The organism is Streptomyces nojiriensis, assembly GCF_017639205.1.
Classification (GTDB): domain Bacteria; phylum Actinomycetota; class Actinomycetes; order Streptomycetales; family Streptomycetaceae; genus Streptomyces; species Streptomyces nojiriensis.
This window is the reverse complement of sequence record NZ_CP071139.1, coordinates 3,706,606-3,727,182: the sequence shown is the minus strand read 5'-3', so window position 1 is coordinate 3,727,182 and position 20,577 is coordinate 3,706,606. Positions and strand designations below refer to the sequence as shown.

At 71.7% G+C, this 20,577-nt stretch carries 20 protein-coding genes and 1 riboswitch; of the genes, 14 read left to right on the top strand and 6 right to left on the bottom strand.

What is annotated here, in order from left to right:
- Positions 1-4: 4 nt before the first annotated feature.
- Positions 5-70, top strand: a riboswitch (guanidine-III (ykkC-III) riboswitch).
- 31 nt (positions 71-101) lie between these two features.
- On the top strand, positions 102-422 hold the full coding sequence (locus JYK04_RS17335; RefSeq protein ID WP_189737354.1) for a DMT family transporter: 321 nt from the start codon (positions 102-104) through the stop codon (positions 420-422).
- Between the two features lie 14 nt (positions 423-436).
- On the opposite strand, the gene JYK04_RS17330 is transcribed toward JYK04_RS17335, so the two are convergent.
- On the bottom strand, positions 437-2,911 hold the full coding sequence (locus JYK04_RS17330) for a transglycosylase domain-containing protein (RefSeq protein ID WP_189737351.1): 2,475 nt from the start codon (positions 2,909-2,911) through the stop codon (positions 437-439).
- A gap of 210 nt (positions 2,912-3,121) precedes the next feature.
- On the opposite strand from JYK04_RS17330, the gene JYK04_RS17325 reads away from it, so the two are divergent.
- From JYK04_RS17325 to JYK04_RS17305, 5 genes are all read left to right on the top strand, one after another.
- Complete coding sequence (locus JYK04_RS17325; RefSeq protein WP_189737348.1) at positions 3,122-3,925, top strand: ABC transporter permease; 804 nt, start codon at positions 3,122-3,124, stop codon at positions 3,923-3,925.
- Positions 3,926-4,025: 100 nt separating this feature from the next.
- The gene (locus tag JYK04_RS17320) at positions 4,026-4,859 is read left to right on the top strand and encodes an ABC transporter permease (protein WP_229875296.1); all 834 of its coding nucleotides are present in this window, start codon (positions 4,026-4,028) and stop codon (positions 4,857-4,859) included.
- A 4-nt stretch (positions 4,860-4,863) separates the two neighbouring features.
- Entirely contained in the window at positions 4,864-5,832 is a 969-nt protein-coding gene (locus tag JYK04_RS17315) for an ABC transporter ATP-binding protein (RefSeq protein WP_189737345.1), read from the top strand.
- A 97-nt stretch (positions 5,833-5,929) separates the two neighbouring features.
- Positions 5,930-6,592 (top strand): DUF1707 SHOCT-like domain-containing protein, encoded by a 663-nt coding sequence (locus JYK04_RS17310; protein ID WP_189737342.1) that lies wholly within the window; start codon positions 5,930-5,932, stop codon positions 6,590-6,592.
- Positions 6,593-7,287: 695 nt separating this feature from the next.
- Complete coding sequence (locus JYK04_RS17305) at positions 7,288-8,589, top strand: DUF445 domain-containing protein (protein WP_229875275.1); 1,302 nt, start codon at positions 7,288-7,290, stop codon at positions 8,587-8,589.
- Here the strand turns inward: JYK04_RS17305 and JYK04_RS17300 are convergent.
- A complete protein-coding gene (locus JYK04_RS17300) occupies positions 8,559-9,596 on the bottom strand; it encodes a hypothetical protein (protein WP_189737339.1) in 1,038 nt (345 codons plus the stop codon). The two genes, JYK04_RS17305 and JYK04_RS17300, sit on opposite strands and share 31 nt — an antisense overlap.
- 34 nt (positions 9,597-9,630) lie before the next feature.
- Positions 9,631-10,167: a GNAT family N-acetyltransferase gene (locus JYK04_RS17295; RefSeq protein WP_229875274.1), complete on the bottom strand. Its 537-nt coding sequence runs from the start codon at positions 10,165-10,167 to the stop codon at positions 9,631-9,633.
- Between the two features lie 186 nt (positions 10,168-10,353).
- Here JYK04_RS17295 and JYK04_RS17290 point away from each other — a divergent pair, with 186 nt between their 5' ends.
- The 3 genes from JYK04_RS17290 (at position 10,354) to JYK04_RS17280 (ending at position 11,453) form a co-directional block, all read left to right on the top strand.
- A complete protein-coding gene (locus JYK04_RS17290) occupies positions 10,354-10,545 on the top strand; it encodes a hypothetical protein (protein WP_189737336.1) in 192 nt (63 codons plus the stop codon).
- A gap of 39 nt (positions 10,546-10,584) precedes the next feature.
- Positions 10,585-10,881 (top strand): hypothetical protein, encoded by a 297-nt coding sequence (locus tag JYK04_RS17285; RefSeq protein ID WP_030012715.1) that lies wholly within the window; start codon positions 10,585-10,587, stop codon positions 10,879-10,881.
- A gap of 95 nt (positions 10,882-10,976) precedes the next feature.
- Positions 10,977-11,453, top strand: coding sequence for a very short patch repair endonuclease (locus JYK04_RS17280; protein WP_229875271.1), 477 nt, complete (start codon positions 10,977-10,979; stop codon positions 11,451-11,453).
- A gap of 342 nt (positions 11,454-11,795) precedes the next feature.
- Here JYK04_RS17280 and JYK04_RS17275 read toward each other — a convergent pair whose 3' ends face one another.
- The gene (locus tag JYK04_RS17275; protein ID WP_189737334.1) at positions 11,796-13,517 is read right to left on the bottom strand and encodes a GmrSD restriction endonuclease domain-containing protein; all 1,722 of its coding nucleotides are present in this window, start codon (positions 13,515-13,517) and stop codon (positions 11,796-11,798) included.
- 47 nt (positions 13,518-13,564) lie between these two features.
- A complete protein-coding gene (locus JYK04_RS17270) occupies positions 13,565-14,566 on the bottom strand; it encodes an SEC-C metal-binding domain-containing protein (protein ID WP_189737331.1) in 1,002 nt (333 codons plus the stop codon).
- 56 nt (positions 14,567-14,622) lie between these two features.
- On the opposite strand from JYK04_RS17270, the gene JYK04_RS17265 reads away from it, so the two are divergent.
- The 4 genes from JYK04_RS17265 (at position 14,623) to JYK04_RS17250 (ending at position 17,748) form a co-directional block, all read left to right on the top strand.
- Positions 14,623-15,450 (top strand): class E sortase, encoded by an 828-nt coding sequence (locus JYK04_RS17265; RefSeq protein ID WP_189737328.1) that lies wholly within the window; start codon positions 14,623-14,625, stop codon positions 15,448-15,450.
- A gap of 96 nt (positions 15,451-15,546) precedes the next feature.
- Positions 15,547-15,897: a DUF6412 domain-containing protein gene (locus tag JYK04_RS17260; protein WP_189737325.1), complete on the top strand. Its 351-nt coding sequence runs from the start codon at positions 15,547-15,549 to the stop codon at positions 15,895-15,897.
- A 114-nt stretch (positions 15,898-16,011) separates the two neighbouring features.
- On the top strand, positions 16,012-16,767 hold the full coding sequence (locus tag JYK04_RS17255; RefSeq protein WP_189737322.1) for a YidC/Oxa1 family membrane protein insertase: 756 nt from the start codon (positions 16,012-16,014) through the stop codon (positions 16,765-16,767).
- Positions 16,768-16,890: 123 nt separating this feature from the next.
- The gene (locus JYK04_RS17250; protein ID WP_189737318.1) at positions 16,891-17,748 is read left to right on the top strand and encodes a fumarylacetoacetate hydrolase family protein; all 858 of its coding nucleotides are present in this window, start codon (positions 16,891-16,893) and stop codon (positions 17,746-17,748) included.
- Between the two features lie 156 nt (positions 17,749-17,904).
- On the opposite strand, the gene JYK04_RS17245 is transcribed toward JYK04_RS17250, so the two are convergent.
- Positions 17,905-19,008, bottom strand: coding sequence for a Gfo/Idh/MocA family protein (locus JYK04_RS17245; protein WP_189737314.1), 1,104 nt, complete (start codon positions 19,006-19,008; stop codon positions 17,905-17,907).
- 56 nt (positions 19,009-19,064) lie between these two features.
- Here JYK04_RS17245 and JYK04_RS17240 point away from each other — a divergent pair, with 56 nt between their 5' ends.
- Positions 19,065-20,246 (top strand): ROK family transcriptional regulator, encoded by a 1,182-nt coding sequence (locus JYK04_RS17240; RefSeq protein WP_229875269.1) that lies wholly within the window; start codon positions 19,065-19,067, stop codon positions 20,244-20,246.
- The last annotated feature ends 331 nt before the right edge of the window (positions 20,247-20,577 follow it).

Here is a 20,577-nt window from a genome sequence, read left to right as displayed (position 1 = left end):
CGCCCTTTTGCTACGGTGGGGGAGAACCCCGACGAGACGCGCCGTACCGGGTACGACAAGACGACGCACCCCGTACCGCTCGTTGTCTCGGAGGTGCCGTCATGGCATGGGTTCTTCTTCTCGTCGCCGGTCTGCTCGAAGTCGGCTGGTCGATCGGCATGAAGTTCACCGAAGGTTTCACCCGGCAGTGGCCCAGTGTGTTCACGGGTGCCGGGATCGTCGCGAGCATGGTGCTGCTGTCGTACGCCGCGAAGACCCTGCCGATCGGTACGGCGTACGGGGTGTGGGTGGGCATCGGCGCCGCCGGTGCGGCCGTGCTCGGTATGGCGGTGCTGGGTGAGCCCGTCACCGCCGCCCGGATCTTCTTCATCTGTCTGCTGCTGGTCGCCGTGGTGGGGCTGAAGGCGACCTCCGGTCACTGACCGGTCCGTCTCGGCTACTCCAGGAACGCGGACGGCGGGCGCGGGCCTTCGGCCGGGCCTCCGTCGCTGCCCTGCGCACTGCCCTGGGTGCTGCCCTGTGCGCTGCCTTGCGTGCCCTGGGTGGTGCCGCCCTGGTCGCCGCCCTGGGTGGTGCCGCCGTTGTCCTGGCCGCCGTTGTCCTGGCCTGCGTTCACCGGGCCGCCGTTGTCCTGGCCGCCCTGGTTCTGGCCTCCGTTGTTCTGTCCGCCTTGGTTGCGGCCGCCCGTCGGGTTCGACGGGGAGGGCCGGGTCGGGCGCGCGGGGGTGCTGGGCGAGGGTTCGCCGGGGGTCTCCTGCGGCGGGCTGGATTCCGGGCTGGGCGGCGGCGGGGGCGGTGCGGCGCCGGGCTGGAGTTCCAGGTCGAAGTCGACGGGGTCGGTGCCTTCCAGGGCGGTCTTGGTGTACGCGGCCCAGATCCGGGCGGGGTAGCCGCCGCCGCCGATGCGGGCCTCGCCGAGGGCGCCGTAGAGGGATTCCAGGGTTCCGGTGTCCGGGTCCTGGCCCATCATCGAGATCACGGTGACCAGGTCCGGGGTGTAGGCGGCGAACCAGGCCGAGCGGTCGAGTTCGCCGGTGCCGGTCTTGCCCGCGGCCGGGTGGCCGGCGGCGAGGGCGGCCGTGCCGGTGCCGTTGTCCACGACGCTGACCAGCATGGACGTGGTGGTGTCGGCGGCTTCGCGGCTGATGGCCTGGGTGGGTGCGCGCGGGGGGAGGGGGATGGTCTCGCCGCCCTTGGTGATCTTCTCGACGAAGGTGTAGGGGGTGCGTCGGCCGTGGTCGGCGAGGGTGGCGTAGGCCTGGGTCATGTCGAGGACGCTGGCCTGCAGGGTGCCGAGGGCCATGGCCGGGCCGGGTACGAAGTTGGGGGTGTTCTCGGGGATGCCGAGGTCGATGGCGGTCTTCTTGACCTTGGCGGTGCCGACGTCGACCGCCATCTGTGCGTACACGGCGTTGACGGAGAGGTCGGTGGCGGTGTTGACGCTGATGTTCCCGTAGGAGACCTGGCCCTCGTTCTCGGGGGCGAAGCGGATGCGGCCGCCGACGACCGGGCGTTTGTTGTCGCCGTTGTAGATCGTGTTCGGGGTGATCCGGCGGCCGTCCTGGGTGCGGGAGCCGTTCTCGGCGGCGGTGGCGAAGACGAACGGCTTGAAGGTGGAGGCGACCTGGTAGTCGTGGCGGGTCGCGTTGTTCACGTACTGCTTGGTGTAGTCGATGCCGCCGTACATGGCGAGGACCTTGCCGGTGGCCGGGTCGATGGAGACCCCGCCGGCCCGGACCAGCCGGTCGGCCTTGCGCTTCGCGGGGTCGAGCTTGCTGACCATCTGGCCGTCGACGGCGTCGACGAGGGCGCTCTGGCGGCGTTTGTCGAGGGTGGTGGTGATGCGGTAGCCGCCTTCGGCGAGGGTCTTGTCGTCGAGGATCTTGTTGTCGACGATGTAGTCCTTGACCGCTTCGACGAGGTAGCCGCGCTGGCCGGAGAGGCCGGCGGCCGCGCGGACCTTGCCCGGTTCGGGGAACTGTGTCGTCGCGCGTTCGGTGGGGGACAGCCAGCCCTTCTTGACCATGCCGTCGAGTACGTAGTTCCAGCGGGCGAGGGCGCGGGTGCGGCTCTGGGGGTGGGAGACGACGTCGAAGGCGCTGGGGGAGTTGAGGAGGGTGGCGAGGTAGGCGCCCTCCGCGGTGGTGAGTTTTCCTACGTCCTTGCCGTAGTAGGCCTGGGCGGCGGCCTGGATGCCGTACGCGTTGCGGCCGAAGTAGCTGGTGTTCAGGTAGCCCTCGAGGATGTAGTTCTTCGACTTCTCGCGACCGAGTTTGATCGCGATGAAGAACTCCTTGACCTTGCGCTTGATCGTCTGTTCCTGGCCCAAGTAGTAGTTCTTGACGTACTGCTGGGTGATCGTCGAACCGGACTGGGTGCCCTTGCCGGTCGCGGTGTTCCAGGCGGCGCGGAGCATCGCCTTGGGGTCGACCGCCCGTTCGGAGTAGAAGTCCCGGTCCTCGGCGGCCAGTACGGCCTCCTGCACGGTCCGGGGGATCTGCGACAGCGGTACGTTGACGCGGTTGACCTCGCCGTCGCGGGCGATCTGGGAGCCGTCGGAGTAGAGGTAGACGTTGGACTGCGCGGTGGCCGCGGCGTTGGCCGGCGGGATGTCGACCAGCAGGTAGCCGGCCACGAGGGCGCCGCCGATCAGCAGGGCGATGAGCAGGATGCCGCCGAGGACCATGCGCCAGGTGGGCAGGATGCGGCGCCAGCCGGTTCTCCTGCGCCGGGCTTTCTGCCCCGGTCCGCCCTGGTGCGGCGACTGCTGCTGTGCCTGCCGTGTCTGCTGTGTCTGATCTGCCTGCTGTGCCTGGTGTGGTGTCGGCGGTTCCGTCCGCGGCTGCGGCACGTCGGGCGGGGTGTCGGGGTCGCGAGGGGTCCAGCCCGGGGGTGGTGACTGGTCGCTCATCTCCAGGACTCCTCGACGCCGTTCAAAATATCCACTTCTGTACCTCATGGTGTCTACCCGATGGCCGATGATTCCGCCCCGGACGGGCATAAATCGGTCGCGTGGCTCGCCCCTCCGCACTAAGCTCGCGCGCTTTGGCCGACGTAGGAACGACGTGGGAAACGGAGGGATACGGTGCGCCGGAGAGTGCGGAACGGAGCGCGTCGGCCGGTGGGTCTCTACCTGGCGGTCGTGGCAGGCGGATTCAGGCGCTACGCCACCTACGGGACGGCGACCGCGGCCGGGGTGTTCACCAACACCGTGTTCGGGTTCATCGTCGCGTACACGTACATCGCGCTGTGGGACGAGCGGCCCGGGCTCGGCGGCTACGACCAGGCGCAGGCGCTGACCTTCGTCTGGGTGAGCCAATCGCTGCTGGCCGCCGCCGCGCTGATCGGCGGCGGCTTCCAGGAGGAGCTCCAGGAGCGGATCCGGACGGGCGACATCGCGGTCGACCTCTACCGGCCCGCGGACCTCCAGATGTGGTGGCTCGCGGCCGATCTGGGCCGGGCTGGCTTCCAGTTGGCGGGCCGCGGGGTGCTGCCGCTGGTGGCGGGGGCGCTGGCGTTCCCGCTGGCGCTGCCCGCCGATCCGCTGCGCTGGCTGCTGTTCCTGGTGTCCGTACTGCTGGCGCTGGTGGTGAGCTTCGCGCTGCGCTACATGGTGGGGTTGGTGGCCTTCTGGCTGATGGACGGGGCGGGGATCAACGTCATGGCCACCGTCGCCTCGATCTTCTTCTCCGGGATGCTGCTGCCGCTGACCGTGTTCCCGGGCGGGTTCGGCGAGTTCGTGCGGACCCTGCCGTGGGCGGCGATGCTGCAGGTGCCGATGGACGTCCTGCTGGGCAAGCACGCGGGGGCCGGGGGCGCGGCCGAGGCGCTGGGCTTCCAGGCCGGGTGGGCGCTCGTACTGCTGGGAACGGGGCGGCTGTTGCAGTCGGCCGCGACGCGGAAGGTGGTGGTCCAGGGTGGCTGAGGCCGAAGCGGAGCTGGAGGCGGTACCGGCGCGGGCGCCGGACCGGGAGAGAGGCCGGGAGAGGGGCCGGGGCCGGGACCGGGCGCGCGAGCGGGGCGTCGTGGTGGCCGGGGCGCCGCGGCGCGGCCCGGCCCTGGAGGGGCTGCGCGGCTACCGGCTCATCGTGGGCATGTGGATCCGCTCCACCATGACCTACCGGACGTCCTTCTTCCTGACGACCTTCGGGCAGGCGGCGATCACGCTCCTGGACTTCGTCGCGATCTACATCATGTTCTCCCACGTGGACGCCCTCGGCGGTTTCACGCTGCCCGAGATCGCGCTGCTGTACGGGTCCTGCTCGGCCTCCCTGGGCCTGGCGGACCTGCTGCTGGGGAACACCGACCGGATCGGCGCCCGGATCCGCGACGGTTCGCTCGACACGATGCTGGTGCGGCCGGTCCCGGTGCTCGCGCAGGTCGCGGCGGACCGCTTCGCGCTGCGCCGGCTGGGCCGGATCGGGCAGGGGCTCGGGGTGATGGGCTGGGCGGTGTGGACCCTGGAGGTGGACTGGACGGCCGGGAAGGTGCTGTTGGTGCCCGTGATGGTGCTCGCCGGGGCGGCCATCTTCGGGGCCGTGATGGTGACCGGTGCGGCCTTCCAGTTCGTGTCCGGGGACGCGGCCGAGGTGCAGAACTCCTTCACCTACGGCGGCTGCACGATGCTGCAGTACCCGCCGACGGTCTTCGCGAAGGACCTGCTGCGCGGGGTGACCTTCATCGTCCCGCTGGCCTTCGTCAACTGGCTTCCGGCGCTGCACGTGTTGGGGCGGCCCGATCCGCTGGGCCTGCCCGGGTGGGTCGCGTACCTGAGCCCGCTGGTGGCCTTCGTGGTGTTCCTGCCCGCGTCGCTGGCGTGGCGCGCGGGAGTCCGTTCGTACCGAAGCACGGGGAGCTAGAGCTGTGGCGGATGCGCTGATCTCGTTGGACGGGGTCGAGAAGGTCTTTGACGTACGGCGCCGGGTGAGCCTGATGCGCCGGGAGAAACGCCAGGTCAGGGCGGTGGACGGGATCAGTTTCGAGGTCGCCCGGGGCGAGGTGGTCGGCTACATCGGGCCCAACGGCGCCGGGAAGTCGACCACGATCAAGATGCTGACCGGCATCCTGACCCCGAGCGGCGGCCGGCTGCGGGTGGCGGGCATCGACCCGGCGCGGGAGCGGATGCGGCTCGCGCACCGGATCGGGGTGGTGTTCGGGCAGCGCACGACGCTGTGGTGGGACCTGCCGCTGAAGGACTCGTACGGGCTGATGCGGCGGCTGTACCGGGTGCCGCGGGCGCGGTTCGAGGAGAACCTGGAGCGCTGCGTGGAGCGGCTCGACCTGGCCGAGCTGCTGGACGTACCGGTACGGCAGCTGTCGCTCGGGCAGCGGATGCGCGGGGACATCGCGGCGGCGCTGCTCCACGATCCGGAGGTGCTGTACCTGGACGAGCCGACGATCGGGCTCGACGTGGTGAGCAAGGCGAAGGTACGGGGCTTCCTACGGCAGCTGAACGAGGAACTCGGTACGACCGTGCTGCTCACCACGCACGACCTCCAGGACATCGAGCAGCTGTGCGAGCGGGTGATGGTGATCGACCACGGGCGGCTGATGTACGACGGGCTGCTGGGCGGGCTGCACGCGGCGGGGGCGGCGGGGGAGAGCGAGCGGACGCTGGTGGTGGACCTGGAGCGGGAGCTCGCGCCGATCAGTGTGGCGGGGGCGCGGGTGGTGAAGGTGGAGGGGCCGCGGCAGTGGCTGGCGTTCCCGGCGGGAGCGTCGGCGGCGCCGCTGGTGGCGGCGGTGGCCGCGGACTACCCGCTGGTGGACCTCTCGGTGCGGGAGCCGGACATCGAGGACGTGATCGCGCGGATGTACGCGGGCCGCGGCTGACTTTCTCCTGAATCAGGGGAAAGCCGGGGGCGATCCGGGGGCGATCTCAGGGGCTGGGCCATACAACTCCCCGACAACCCTGCATAGTCTGGTCCGCATGAGTGACGAGCGGCCGGAGAAGCCGTTGCCGGAGCTGAGGGCGTCGGATGCCGACCGGGACCGGGTGGTGGAGCGTCTGCGGGACGCCGTCGCCGAGGGCCGGCTCGACATGGAGGAGTTCGAGGAGCGGCTCGACGCGGTGTACAAGTCGCGGACGTACGCGGAACTGGAACCGCTGACGCGGGACCTGCCGGCGCCGGCGGGCGGGCCGGGGGGCGGGCCGGTGGCCCGGCCGACGGCGGCGGCGGAGCCGTGGACGGGCCGGATCGGCGGCGGGGGCAGCTCGGCGACGGCCGTCGCGGTCATGTCGGGCTTCCAGCGCAAGGGCCGGTGGACGGTGCCGGCGCGGTTCGACGCGGTGGCGTTCTGGGGCGGCGGGCAGCTGGACCTGCGCGAGGCGGACTTCGCGCAGCGCGAGGTGGTGATCAACTGCGTGGCGGTCATGGGCGGCATCGAGATCACGGTGCCGCCGGGGGTGGAACTGGACGTCCGGGGCTTCGGCTTCATGGGCGCCTTCGACCAGCGCGACAACCCGGGCCCGTACGAACCGGGCGCGCCGCGGGTGGTCGTGACGGGCTTCGCCTTCTGGGGCGGCGTGGAGATCAAGGTCAAGAAGCGCAAGCGCCCGGTGGACGGCCCGTCGCTCCGCAAGGAGCTGTAGCTCCTCGGCTCCGGCGGGTCGGTGGTGCCGGGGCTCTGCGGTTCGGCTCCGGCCGGTCGGTGGTGCCGGGGCTCTGCCCCGGACCCCGCGCCTCAAGCGCCGGCGGGGCTGGGTGGTGTGGGGCGGTGCCCCGCCGGAGTGTCTCCTCGGCTCGCGCGGTGCGGCATGTCGCGGTGGTGCCCGGTGGTGCGCGCTCGTCCTGCGGGGACACTCCGCCGTGTCCCCGCCCCACGGCAGGCTCCGACCGTGCCCCGGAGCCGCCCCGACGCGTGGGGAGCGGGGACGGGGAGGGGTGTCCCCGCAGGACGAGCGCGCAACCACCGGGTACAGCCGAGATGGCTCGCACGCGCCGAGCCGAGGAGACACCCCTCCCCGGCCCCGCGGACCGGCCCGCACCTGCCCGCCCCGCCCGAGGGAATGGCCCCGCGGACCGACCCGCACCGCGCCGGGATCCCGGCCCGCAGACCGGTGCGGACCGGGCCCGGACCCGGCCCGCAGGACGGCGCGGACCGGCCCGGACCCGCCCTGCGGGACCGCTTCGGCAGTGGGCCCGTAGGGCCGAGGGGTCCGGGGTGCCCCGGGTCGTCACCGTCACCCCCGCGGGAGCGGACTGGCGTGGCGGGAACTCCTCGCCCCGCTCAGGAGTCGGATGCTATGCAGACAAAACCGGCGCCCCCGGGGGAAGGCAGGAGTACGTGGAGAACCGCAGCACCACCGGAGGTACCCGCGGCGCGTTCGTGTTCAGCGCCGCCGACGAGGAGCGCCGCCGCGGGGTCCGCCGGATGAAGGCCACCGCGACCGGCCTGCTGCTCCTGGTCGCGCTGGTCTACGTACTCGCCAAGTACGCCCAGCACGCCTGGGGCGTCGGCGGCTGGGCCGCGTACGTCGCGGCCGCCGCCGAGGCCGGCATGGTCGGCGCGCTCGCGGACTGGTTCGCCGTGACCGCCCTCTTCCGGCGCCCGCTCGGCCTGCCCATCCCGCACACCGCGATCATCCCGACCAAGAAGGACCAGCTCGGTGTCTCCCTGGGCGAGTTCGTCGGGGAGAACTTCCTCTCCTCCGACGTGGTCCGGGCCCGGCTCCACGCGCTCGGCATCGGTGGCCGGCTCGGATCCTGGCTCGCCGAGCCCGAACACGCCGACCGGGTCACGGCCGAGCTCGCCGCCGCCCTGCGCGGCGCGCTCACCGTGCTGCGCGACTCCGACGTACAGGCCGTCGTGGGCGAGGCCATCACCCGGCGCGCCGAGGCCGCCGAGATCGCGCCGGGCATCGGCAAGACCCTGGAGCGGGTCGTCGAGGACGGTGGCCACCGTCGCGCCGTCGACCTCATCTGCGCCAAGGCCCACGACTGGCTCGTCACGCACGGGGCCTCGATCACGGACGCCGTCCAGGGCGGGGCGCCGGGCTGGACCCCGCGGTTCGTGGACCGCAAGGTCGGCGAGCGCGTCTACAAGGAGCTGCTCCGCTTCGTCACGGAGATGCGGGACATGCCCGAGCATCCGGCGCGCGGGGCGGTGGACCGCTTCCTGGCGGACTTCGCGGCCGATCTCCAGTCGGACACGGAGACCCGCGCCAAGGTGGAGCGGCTCAAGTCCGAGATCCTGGCGCGCGACGAGGTCCAGGACGTCATCGCCTCCGCGTGGTCGGCGATCCGGTCGATGATCATCTCGGCGGCGGAGGACGAGCAGAGCGAGCTGCGCCTGCGGGTCCGCGCCTCGCTGATCTCCTTCGGTGCGCGTCTGGCCACCGACAGCCGCCTGCAGGCGAAGGTGGAGGGCTGGATCGAGGGCGCGGTCGTCTACGTCGTCACCACCTACCGGACCGAGATCACCTCGTTGATCACGGACACGGTGGCGGGCTGGGACGCCGAGCACACCTCCCGCAAGATCGAGGCCCACATCGGACGTGACCTGCAGTTCATCCGGATCAACGGCACGGTGGTCGGCGCCCTGGCGGGCCTGCTGATCTATACGGTGTCCCGCGCATTCGGGGCGTAGGACGGCGGCAGCGGCAGTTCCAGCTGGGTGTGCCCGCGGGTGGTGACCTGCGGGGGCGCGGGGCGGGCGGCGCCCAGTGCCAGGAGCGCGCGCAGGGCGGCGATCACGTCCGCCGGTCTGTCGCGCAGGATCCCGGGGGTCGTGCTGGCCACCAGGACGCCGCGGGCCTCCAGGCGCAGCCGCCGGTGCAGGGTGGCCTGCCAGGCGTCGCGCGTGTAGTGGTACTCCGCGGAGTCGATCTCCAGCGCCACGCCCTCCTCGGGCCAGTACGCGTCCGGGCTGGCGAGGAAGGCCCCGTCCGGGCCGTGGAGGCGGGCGTTCCAGAGCGGGGCCGGGAGGTCGGTCGCGGCCAGGGTGTCGCGTGCGCGGCCCTCGGCGATCGAGCGGACCCCGGCGACGAGCTCCGCGGCCGCGGCCCGTACGGCGGGGCGGCCGCGGACACGGCCCGCGCGCAGTTCGGCGTGCAGGTCGTGCGGGTGGCACCAGCCGCCCTGGACGACGTTGGCCAGTACGGAGCGCACCAGATCGGCGTCGGCGTCGTCCGTACGGGCCGCGAAGTCGGCGGCGGCCCGGATCGGGCGGGCGCTGGGGATGCCGCGGATGTGGATGGTGGCGGGCCAGCGTGAGGTCGGGCAGGGCCGGACCCGGCCGGTGGCGGCCGGCGAGCGCGGGGCGCGGACGAGGACGTCCAGCGGTTCGGGCGGGGCGTCGCGGATGCCCAGGAGCGCGAGTGCGGCGCCGCCGGTGAGCGCGGCGGTGGACCCGGAGAGCGGATCGGCCGCGGGGTGGGCGGCGTACAGGACGGCGGACAGGGCCTGCTGCCGGGTGTCGGGCGGGCCGGTCTGCAGGAGGTACACCCGTGGCAGGAGCCGCTGCCAGGGCCCTCCGCGGCGGCTGCGGCCGCTGATGGTGCCGGCCGGGATCCCGGCCTGCGTGAGCTGGCGGTAGGTGGCCATGTTCAGCTGCCGCTGGGCGATGCGGGCGAGGGAAGCGCTGTGGGCGATCATGCCCCGGGTATGCCCGGTGGGGCGTGCCCGATGCTCAGGCCGAGGGGTGGTTCGGGGCGAGGAAGACGACGACGCCGTTGTGCGTGCCGGGCAGGGGGGTGACCTCGTGCCAGCCGAGGCGCCGGTAGGTGGCGACGGTGTCGGTGGCCACCCGGGCGGTCAGCAGCCAGGCGCGGCCGTCGGGGGCGTCGGCGGTGATCTCGGCGAGGAGGGCGCGCCCGGTGCCGGTCCCGCGCGCGTGCGGGCGTACGGCGAGCTCGTCGATCTCCAAGGCGCCGATGAGGAGTTCCCGGACGCGCTGGCGGCCGAGCTGCACGGAGACCTGCCCGTAGCCGCGGTCGCGGGGGAAGGTCTTGGGGGTCAGCCAGCCGGTGGCGAAGCCGTCGATGCCTGCGGGCGACTGCGCGAAGGCGGTACGGAAACCGGCGCGGCGGCTGTCGGCCTGGAGCCGGAGGGAGAACTGGCGAATGGTTTCTTCGTCCTCGTTCCACGGTGGCGCGGAGAACACCTCGCTGTAGGCGTCGGCCAGTTCGTCCGACAGGTCCAGCACGGCCGGTCCGTAGCAGATCACGTTTGCAGCTCCTTGGGCCGGCTTGGGCGGCTTCGGTCGTATCGCCCGTGTAGGAGAGTGAATCTACGCCCGGGAGGTTCCACGGAGGGCACCTGCGCGGATCCGGAGGGTGTGCGACAAATCCGACTTCCGTACCGTGTTCCGGCCCGCCCGTATCGCCGCGCCCCGGCCCGGCGTTGAATCTGTGTGTCCAGCTCTCTCCTGCGCAAAGCCCTGATCGGCCTCGCCGCCTGCGCGGTGGCGTTCTTCATCACCCTGGGCGTCATCGCCGTCCTGCCCCGCACCGTCCAGGACACCGTCCCGCCGGGCGTCCTGGGCGGAGCCGTCGTGGTCCTGGGCGTGACGACCGCGCGCCGCTTCACGCGGCGGGCGCGTTAGCCTCGTGCGGAGACGTTCGAACGGCTGGAGGACCCCACGATGGCGCAGATTCCCACCTCGGCACTAGCGGCGGCCGGCCTGGTCGGCGGCTACGCCACGGCCCGCTGGACCGGCGTACGCCCGCTCGGCGGCGTGGTCCTCGCGGCCGCGGGCACCCTCGCGGCCCGCGAATGGCACCGCCGCACGACCCCGACGACCACGGCCCTCCTCGGCGCGGCCTACGTCGCCGCGTTCGCGGGATCACACCCCCTGGCAAAGAAGATCGGCGCCTGGCCGGCAGTCTTCACGGCGGCAGCCGCGGTAGCCACGGCCTCCTACGCGGCGGCCGACCGCTAGCCTCGAGTGGAACCTCGAGATTGGCGAGGCAGGTTCGGCCTGTGAGAGATGGCCACGAGCGCGTCGCTGTCACAGGCGAGCAGATCATCCGGTCATTGAATTCGAAGATCGACTCCGTTTGCGGTACTGCGCGGCGCGAGAATGATGACGTGAAGCCCTTGGATACGACTCCCGACGTCCGCTCTCGGATGAGTCGACAGAAGAGCCGGGACACTCAGGTGGAGGTTGCGCTGCGACGCGCTCTCCACGCTGCGGGATTTCGGTACCGCGTGCATCGGCGTCCGGTGAAGGGCGTGCGCCGGGAGGCTGACATCGTCTTCGGCCCGGCCCGAGTCGCGGTCTTCGTGGATGGGTGCTTCTGGCATGGTTGCCCGGAGCATGCGACGTGGCCTCGACGCAACGCGGAGTTTTGGCGGGCAAAGATCGAGGGCAATCGAAGCCGGGATGTCGACACGGATGCCCGGTTGGCAGAGGCCGGATGGCTGGCGGTTCGAGTCTGGGAGCACGAGAAGGTCGAAGCCGCCGCCGGCCGGGTGGCTGAGATCGTGCGCGGCCGTCGGACCGCGGTCTGATGACAGCGGGCGTGGGGGCGGACGCCACCGGGAGTGGCGTCCGCCCCCACGTTCTACTCGGTACTGGCGGAATAGCCGGGTAGCTCACCCGTGGGGGCGCCGATGAGCAGTTTCCGTACGCGCTGCCGGCCGAGCCGCGCGGTGACCTGCCCGTAGGCCCGGTCGGTGGAGAAGGCCTTGGGGATCAGCCAGGCGGTGGCGAATTCGTCGATGCCGACGGCCGACTGGGCGAACGCGGCACGGAATCCCGTGCGGCGGCCGTCGGCCTGGAGCCGGGGCGGGCGCCCCGCCTGCCGCGCAGCGGCTTTCGTGCGAGTGTTCGCCGCGGGGTCAGGGCGCTGGCTAGCGGGTTGCTTCGCGCTGGATGGTCTTTCCCGTCGCTTCCTCGATCAGCTGGATGACGATCTCCAGCCGCTCGTCCAGGAACGTCGAGTAATCATCGTTCAGAAGGCCGCTGGCCTGATGACTCGCGATGGCGTGCGATGCCAGTACGTCTGCCAGCCTCTGCTCGCCGTATGCGATCTTCATCTTCTTGACATAGGCGCTGGGAGCGTGACTCGCGATGATGCGATTCGTCTCCCCGTCGATGAGGGAGCGGTTAAGCATCAACTCGGAGCTTTCCGAACCTTGTTGCTTGGCCAGGAAGGCTTTCGGGAAGATGTGGTGCGACTCGGCCTCCAGCGCACGGGTGGCCGTCATGCTCTGGCCGGTATGGAAGTCGGCGGCCCTGTTCTTGACGAGCAGACAGACCAGGCCCGAGTAGAGGGCCTTGCGTCGCACAGTCGCGGCTCGCAGCGTCGCCGAGTTGATGTGCAACTCGTTGATCGCCTCGGGTGCCTCGCCGTCGCCGGCGGTGATCCACTGGGAGAGCCGTGAGTAGTCGGCGCCCATTTGACTGTTGGCGCCTTGGTCGTAGTTGGTGGTGAAGGTGCTCGCCCAGAAGAACCGCTGGAGCCGGCGCAACGCCTCGGAACGTTCCAGCGGTTTCAGTTCCTTCTGCTTGTCCCACACGGCGGCCATGGGGGTGAGGAGCATTCCGTACGGGAGCCACTTCTGAGAGGTTACGCCGCAGTCCGACTGGATCATGTCGATCACGCCCGCGAAGCCTGCGGTCGTACTCTCCCAGTGGGCCTTGATGTCATCTCCGGTCAGCCTCTTGAGGACGTCGGATCGTTGGGCGCTCCCGCGGACTCGCAAGCAGATGGCCTGGAGCACGTTGTACGGGTCGATGCGAAACTCCTTCAGGGCCCGGTGGTTGGCCTCGGCTTCATCCCAGAGGTCTCGAAGATTCACTCCTTGGGGGAAGAAGCGTGCGGTGAGGAGTTCGAAGGGGCCAAGCGGCTTTCCGGTCCGGTTCAACGTTTCGAAGATGGTGCAGACGGCGTCCATGGACGTTGAACTGGGAAGGGTGAGGACGGGAAGGCCGTAGGTCTTCAGCGGGCTGATGTACTTGTCACGCATCTCCCGATAGAGACTCTTCGCCTCCTTCGCGGTAAGCGGTATTTCCTGATCGTTCTCAATGGTGTCAGCATAGTCGTCCAGCCAGTCGTCGAACTGGTGAACTTCGGCGATCGGGAGATGGGACGCCTTTGGCAGCTGGCTGCGGCGACCCGACTTCGCTATAGCGGGCATGGAGAAGATCGCCTTTTCGAAGTCCACATCAGGCACCTCGCGGACGCTCCGTGACGGGATGTCAACGAACTCGTCGACCTTGATGAAATATCGCTCGTCGCCCGATCCCGTCAGAGCCTGGTACAGCGACGTGAGGCGCTGCTGCCCATCCAAGACCAGAACTGCGGGTGGCTTGTTGGGTGTGCTCGGAGCGCCGTCGAAACTCCGACTGGCGAAGGTTTGCCCCTCGCCCTGCTCCCAGAAAAGGAGCGTTCCCACGGGGTAGCGCGACATGATGGAGCCGAGAAGCTCAGCAGTTCGAGTGGAATCCCATACGAAGTCGCGCTGGAAATCGGGAAGCGCGATCTCCTGGCTTTGAATGCGAGTGACAATATTCAGGACCTGAAGCGGGTTGGTCTGGAATATGGGGTCCGACTCGTATGCGCTGGTCATGGATTCCTTCATGGTGAAAACGGATTGCGGGCCGGAGGGGCCCGGTTTCAGTTGCTGCTCCCGTGGCACTCCGCGTACGGCTTGCCCGATGTGCACCAGCAGGGGGCGGTGGGGGTTGGGGGCCAGGGGGTGGCCTTGCCGCGGGCTGCCAGGGTTGTGGCGTATTCGGCCAGGAGGGATGGGGAGGCCGGGGAGGTCTTCTCCGATGCCGCGAAGGCCTCGTAGGAGGGGACGCTCGCCGTGACGATGCCCAGGTTCGTGGTGCCCGAGGCGGCCAGGGCGCGGAGGGAGGTCTCGATCTCCCTCAGGTGGGCCTCGTGCGAGGGGTATTCGGAGGCGAGGGTCGGGTAGCTGGTCAGCAGCTCCGACAGTTCGCGCTGCGGCCAGTGCAGGATCGCCACCGGGAAGGGGCGGGAGAGGGCCGCGCGGCGGTCGCCCAGTTCGGCGCGCAGGCGGGCGATCTCGGCGCGCAGTTCGGCGGGGTCGTCGGAGCCCAGGGCCCAGATGCGCTTCGGGTCGTGGAGCTCGTCGAGGGGGATCGGGCCGATGTGGCGGGTGTCCGCGACCATGTCCCAGTCGTCGTGCGGGAGCCCGAGGAGGCGGCGTACGCGGTGGCGGCCCGTCAGGAGGGCGGTGGTGGCCGGGGTCAGCGGGGCGTCCTCCGCGATGAGGAGGGTGGCCGCCTCGGTGAAGCAGTCGTGCGAGGCCTCCAACTCGTCGTGGGCCTCCAGGGCTTCCGCGATGACCTCCCACGGCGCCGGGTCCTTGGGCGAGGCGGCGCGGATGCCCGAGATGAGGGCGCGGGCCTCCGCCTCGTGGCCGTACTCCCAGAGGTTCGCCGCCTGCAGGGCCTTGATCAGGTGGGGGTCGGCGGGGGATGAGGAGAGGAGTTGGTCGTACAGGGCACTCGCCCGGTCGCGTGCGTCGGCCAGTTCGAGGTGGGCCGCGGCCTGGAGGAGCAAGGGCTCCTGGTCCTCGGGGTAGCGGGTCGCCGTGCGGATGAGGCGCTCGGCTTCGGCGATGTGCTCTGCAGGCGTGTCGGGGCGCATGGTTCACACCGTACTGCTGCTGGTCAGTTGGCGGGGGAGGACTTAGGGTGCCGCCCGTGCGAGATCGCGTACCTGTGGTGGTGCAGAGGAGCGGCTGGCGGGGGCGCCGGGCCGGTCTCGCCGGGGTGCTGTGGGCGGGCGCCGAGCTGATCGTCACCGTGGGGGTGGTGGTCCTGTTGCTGGTGGTGCACCAGGTGTGGTGGACCAATCGGCAGGCCGCGGCCGCCGCGCAGGAGCAGGTCCAGGCGCTGGAACGGGCCTGGGGGGAGGGGCCCGAGAGTGGTTCCCGGGTCGGTTCAGGGGCCGACCCCGGCGGTGGTGGCGCTCCTGTGGTGGGGGCGGAGCCGGGCGGGGCGGCGGATTCCGGGGCGGCGCCCGCGGCGCCCGCGGCGACCCGGGCCGCCCGGGCCGCCCCGCCCGCCGCCGGGAGCTCCGAGCGGGACCGGGCGTACGCCGTGCTGCGCATCCCGCGCCTCGGGCTCGTCGTGCCGGTCGCGCAGGGCGTGGACAAGCGGGCCGTCCTGGACAAGGGCTACGCCGGGCAGTACCCGGGGACCGCCGGGCCGGGGGCGCAGGGGAACTTCGCGCTGGCCGGGCACCGGAACACGCACGGCGAGCCGTTCCGGTACATCAACCGCCTGCGGGCGGGCGACGAGCTGATCGTCGACCTGCGCGGGCGCCGGTTCACGTACGTGGTCGGAAAGATCCTGAGCGAGACCACCGAGCGGGACGCCGGGGTGATCGCGCCCGTACCGCGCAGCGTGGTGAAACCAGACCAGGGGTACAGCGAGCCCGGGGCGTACATCACGCTCACCACCTGCACGCCCGAGTACAGCTCGAAGTACCGGCTGGTGGTCTGGGGGACCCTACTCAGGTCTTCCTGACCTCGATACTTCCGGCCGATGGATCCGTAGGTGGGGCCGGTTAGTATCGGTGTCGTACGGGAGTTCGCGTGTGGGAGTGGAGAGGGGGAGGTCCGTATGGCTCGGCAACGACGCGGGGGCCACCTGCTGTCCTACGCCCTGTTCGCGCGGACCTCGCGGGCCCTTGCGCTGCTGCTCCCGCTCGTGCTGCTCGGGGGACTCCTCGGGCTGTTTGCCGGGGAGGGCGGGCTGGGCGCCGTGGTGGTCGCCCTCGCGGCCACCGTCGCCGTGGGCACCGCGGCTCTCGCCGCCGCCGCGCGGCTCGTGCGGCCCGTGCCGCCGCACCGAATACGCACCGCGATCCGTGATCGCGAGCAGCGCACGGCCTTCCTGCCGCAGCGTGATCCCGACGCCTCGGGCAGGTCGAGGCCCAGGGCGCCCGGCCGTCTCGTCCCGACGGCCGCGTAGGGGCGCGCAGTACTCCTCGCCTTCTGCTGACTGAACACTGTTGTCGCCCCTCGCGGGTCGTCACGCCGAAATGCATCTCTTTCGACGTTCGACGAGACCCCTCGGAGGGCCCGCGTGTCCGTTTTCACCCACCTTGTTGCTGAGCTGGGCCGGCTTCTGGAGCCGGTACTGGCGCAGTCCGCGACCGCTGCCGCGATCGTGCTGTTCACCGTGCTCGTACGGCTCGCCCTGCACCCGCTGAGCCGGGCCGCCTTCCGGGGAGCGACTCCTGCGGCGGGGTGTCTGCCGATCCTGCTGCAGTTGCCGGTGTTCTTCGTGATGTACCAGGCGTTCTCCTCCGCCGAGGTGGGCGGGAAGGCGAACGAGCTGCTCGGGCACCGGCTCTTCGCCGCGCCGCTGGGGGCCCGGTGGACCGATGCGCTGGGCGAGGGCGGCCCGTTCGGGGCGCAGGGGCTGGTGTTCCTCGGGCTGTTCGGGGCGATCGCGGTGGTGGCCGCCTGGAGCGCGGTGCGCGGGCGTCGGACGGCTGCCTCGGCAGCGGCGGCGGCCGCTGCAGCGGCCGCGGCCCCGAAGAAGCCGGGCGGCCGGGTCGCCCCCAAGGCCGGGGCGAAGACGGGGGCCAAGGCGGGGGCCGGGGTCGGGGTCATGGCCGAGGTGAGCGCCGAGCAGCAGGAGGTCATGCGCAAGCTGGGCGGCGTACTGCCCCTGCTGTCGTTCGGGACGTTGATCACGGCCGCCGTGGTGCCGCTGGCCGCCGGGCTCTACCTGCTGACCACCACCGCGTGGTCGGTGGCGGAGCGGGCCTGGCTCCAGTACCGCAAGGAGCGGGCGGAGCAGGCGGCGGGTGGAGGTGAGCGTTCCAGTCTGTGAACAGGGTCTTGCGGATTGGGTGGACATCTTGGAGGATCGACCAAATCCTCCGATGGCCGCAACCCATCGGCCGGCCCTGGGCACGCCCCTGGGTCGACCACCCACGACCACGGGAGAATGCCCATGAAGCTGCTGCGTGTCGGACCCGTAGGGTCGGAGCGCCCCGCGCTGCTCGACCGGGACGGGACCCTGCGTGACCTGTCCGGCCTGATCACGGATGTGGACGGCGGCCTGCTCGCCGACGACTCCGTGCTGACCCGGGTGCGGGACGCGGCCGAGTCCGGCGAGCTTCCGGTCCTGAGCGGCGAAGGCCTGCGCATCGGCGCCCCGGTCGGCCGCATCGGCAAGGTCGTGGGCATCGGCCTGAACTACTTCGGGCACGCCGCCGAGATCGGTGCGGAGCCGCCGGCCGAGCCGATCCTGTTCCTGAAGGCCCCGGACACCGTGGTCGGCCCCGACGACACCGTGCTGATCCCGCGCGGCAGCGTGAAGACCGACTGGGAGGCCGAGCTCGGCGTCGTCATCGGCAGCACCGCCCGCTACCTGGACTCCGCCGTGCAGGGGCTCGCACACGTCGGCGGGTACGTGCTGGTCAACGACGTCTCGGAGCGCGAGTTCCAGACCGAGCGCGGCGGCACCTGGGACAAGGGCAAGAACTGCGAGACCTTCACCCCGATCGGCCCCTGGCTGCTCACCGCCGACGAGGTCCCGAACCCGCAGGTCCTGGACGTGAAGCTGTGGGTCAACGGTGAGCTCAAGCAGGACGGCAACACCTCGGACCAGATCTTCCCGGTCGGCGAGGTCGTCCGGTACCTGAGCCACTTCATGACCCTGTACCCGGGCGACGTCATCGTCACCGGTACGCCGGGCGGCGTGGCCATGGGTCAGCCGGAGCCGAAGCCCTACCTGCGGGCCGGCGACGTGGTGGAGGTGGAGATCACGGGTCTCGGCCGTCAGCGCCAGGAGTTCAAGGGCGCGTAGCCGGTCGCACCGGGCACGGGGGAAGGGCGGGGCCGCCATCGGCGGCCCCGCCCTTTCGGTTTTCAGAGTTCAGAGTTCAGGGTTCGGATTTTGGCCGTCGGGCTTCGGGCTTCGGCCTCGGCCGTCGGTCGTTCCTCGTCTCGCGGGCTTCGGTCCTCAGTCGGAATCGGACGTCGCCGCGGGAATCTCCACGGCCACGCCCTGCTCGGACGACCGGCGGGCCGCCTCCAGTACGTCGAGGCAGCGCGCGGCCTCGGCCGCCGTCACGGGCGCGGGCCCGCCCGTGCGCAGCGCGGCCGCCACCGCCGCGTAGTACGCCGGGTAGTCGCCCTGCTCGGTCGGGACCGGGATCCCGCCGCCGGTCAGCGGGGACTCGCCGGAGCCCAGCCGCCCCCACAGGTGCGGGGGCTCCTCGCCCCAGGGCAGGACACCGTCCGGCCGCAGCCCGTCCCGCAGGGCGCCCTCCTGCGGGTCGAGGCCGTACTTCACGTAGCCGGCCCGCGAACCCAGGACGCGGAACCGCGGTCCGAGCTGGGCGGTGGTCGCGCTGACGTAGAGGTGGGAGCGGACCCCGTTCGCATGCGTGACCGCGATGAAGGTGTCGTCGTCGGTCTCGGCGCCGGGGCGGCGCAGGTCGGCCTCCGCGTAGACCCGTACGGCCGGGCCGAACAGCACCAGCGCCTGGTCCACGACGTGGCTGCCGAGGTCGTAGAGCAGGCCGCCGATCTCCTCCGGGGCGCCCGACTCGCGCCAGCCGCCCTTCAGCTGCGGGCGCCAGCGCTCGAAACGGGATTCGAAGCGCTGGACCTCGCCGAGCTCTCCGTCGGCGATGAGGCGGCGCAGGGTGAGGAAGTCGTTGTCCCAGCGGCGGTTCTGGAAGACGGAGAGGAAGGTTCCGCTGCGGTCCGCGAGGGTCGCGAGCGCGCGGGCCTCGGCGGCGGTGGCGGCGAGCGGCTTGTCCACGACCACCGGGATGCCGGCTTCGAGGGCGGTGGTGGCGAGCGGGACGTGCGTCCGGTTGGGGGAGGCGATCACGACCAGGTCGAGGTCCCGGTCCCACAGCTCGGCGGCGGTGCCGGCGATGCGCACGTCGGGGAACTCCGCGCGGGCCTGGGCCTGCCGGGCCGGGTCGGAGGTGACGACGGTGTCCAGTGCGAGTCCGTCCGTGGCAGCCACGAGGGGGGCGTGGAAGACGGAGCCGGCGAGTCCGTAGCCGATGAGGCCGACGCGGAGGGGGGCGGTGGGGGCGGAGGTGCTCATGGGGACCACTTTGGCGACAGTGTTGTCAAAGTGCAAGGAGGGTGGACAATGGGCGAGTGAACAGGGGTAGCGGGGAGCATCGCGGCGGGGTGAACCTGCCGGCGCTGCGCGGGTACAACGAGGCGCTGCTGCTGGATCTGCTGCGTGGCGCCGGTCCGGCGGGCCTGGGCCGCGCCGAACTCGCGGCCCGCACGGGGCTCACCCCGCAGGCCGTCAGCAAGATCACGGCACGGCTCGGCGCGGACGGGCTGATCGCGGAGGCCGGCCGCGCGGCGTCCACCGGCGGCAAGCCGCGCACCCTGCTTCAGCTGGTGCCGGAGGTACGCCACGCCGTCGGAGTGCACCTGGACCGCGACGAGCTCCGTGCGGTACGGGTGGACCTGGCGGGCCGCGTCGTCGCCGAGAGCAGTGGCCCGCTGGACTTCGGGGCCGGGCCGGAGGCGGCGGTGGAGGCGGTCGTACGGGCGGTCAGGAAGGTTGGAGACCCGACCGGACTGCCGCCGCTGGGCGTCGGGGCGGCCGCACCGGGGCCGCTCGACCACCGGGCCGGGGCGATGGGGCGGGTGACGGGGTTCCCGAGCTGGAAGGGCTTCCCGCTGCGGGGGGTGCTGGAGGGGCGACTGGGCCTGCCGGTGCTGCTGGACAAGGACACGAACGCCGGTGCGGCCGCGGCCGCCGGGGCATGGCTCCGGGCCGCCTGGCCGGACGAGGACGAGGACGAGGACGCGGATGTGGGCACCGGGCGTGGCGTGGATGCCGGGCCGGATCCGGATGCGTATATCGGCGGCGGGTCCCGCACCTGTGTGTACGTACACGTCGGGACCGGGCTCGGCGCGGGGCTGTGGCTGGGCGGCGGGGTCTACCGGGGCGCCCGTTCGGCGGCGGGGGAGTTCGGCCACCAGGTGATCCTGCTGGACGGCCCGCCGTGCCGGTGCGGGGCGCGGGGCTGCGTGGAGGCGCTGTGCCTGGAGGCGGTGGCCCGGGGTGATCTCACTAGGGCGGCACGCATCCTGGGCGAGGGCGCGGCGAATCTGGTCGCGCTGCTGGACGTGGACCGTGTGCTGCTCGGCGGGCGTGTGGTGGAGGCGGCGCCGGAGGTCTTCGTGGCCGGGGTCGGGGCCGTTCTCGCGGCCCGCGCGCTGGATCCGGCCCGGCCGGTGGTCGCCCTGGCGGGAGCCGGTGTGGCGGAGGGGGCGGCGGAGCTGGCGCTGGCGCCGTTGTTCGGGCGCCCGGGCTGAGGCGCGCGGGCCGGGTGCCCGCGCCTCCAACGCCGAGGGGCAGGCGGAGCCGACGGGGCCGACCGGACTGCCGGGGCCGACCGGACTGCCGGGGCCGACCGGACTGACACGGGCGACCCGACTGACACGGCCGACCGGACTGACACGGGCGACCCGACTGACACGGCCGACCGGACTGACACGGCCGACGGGGCTGACATGGTGGGGCTCCGCCCCGGACCCGCGCCCTGAAGGGTGATCAGGGACTTGACCTCGTCCACCATTCGGGCATAAACCGGAACAACTCAGGCGTGGCTCCCGATGAGGGGTCGCGCGGGAGTGGCAGGGTGCG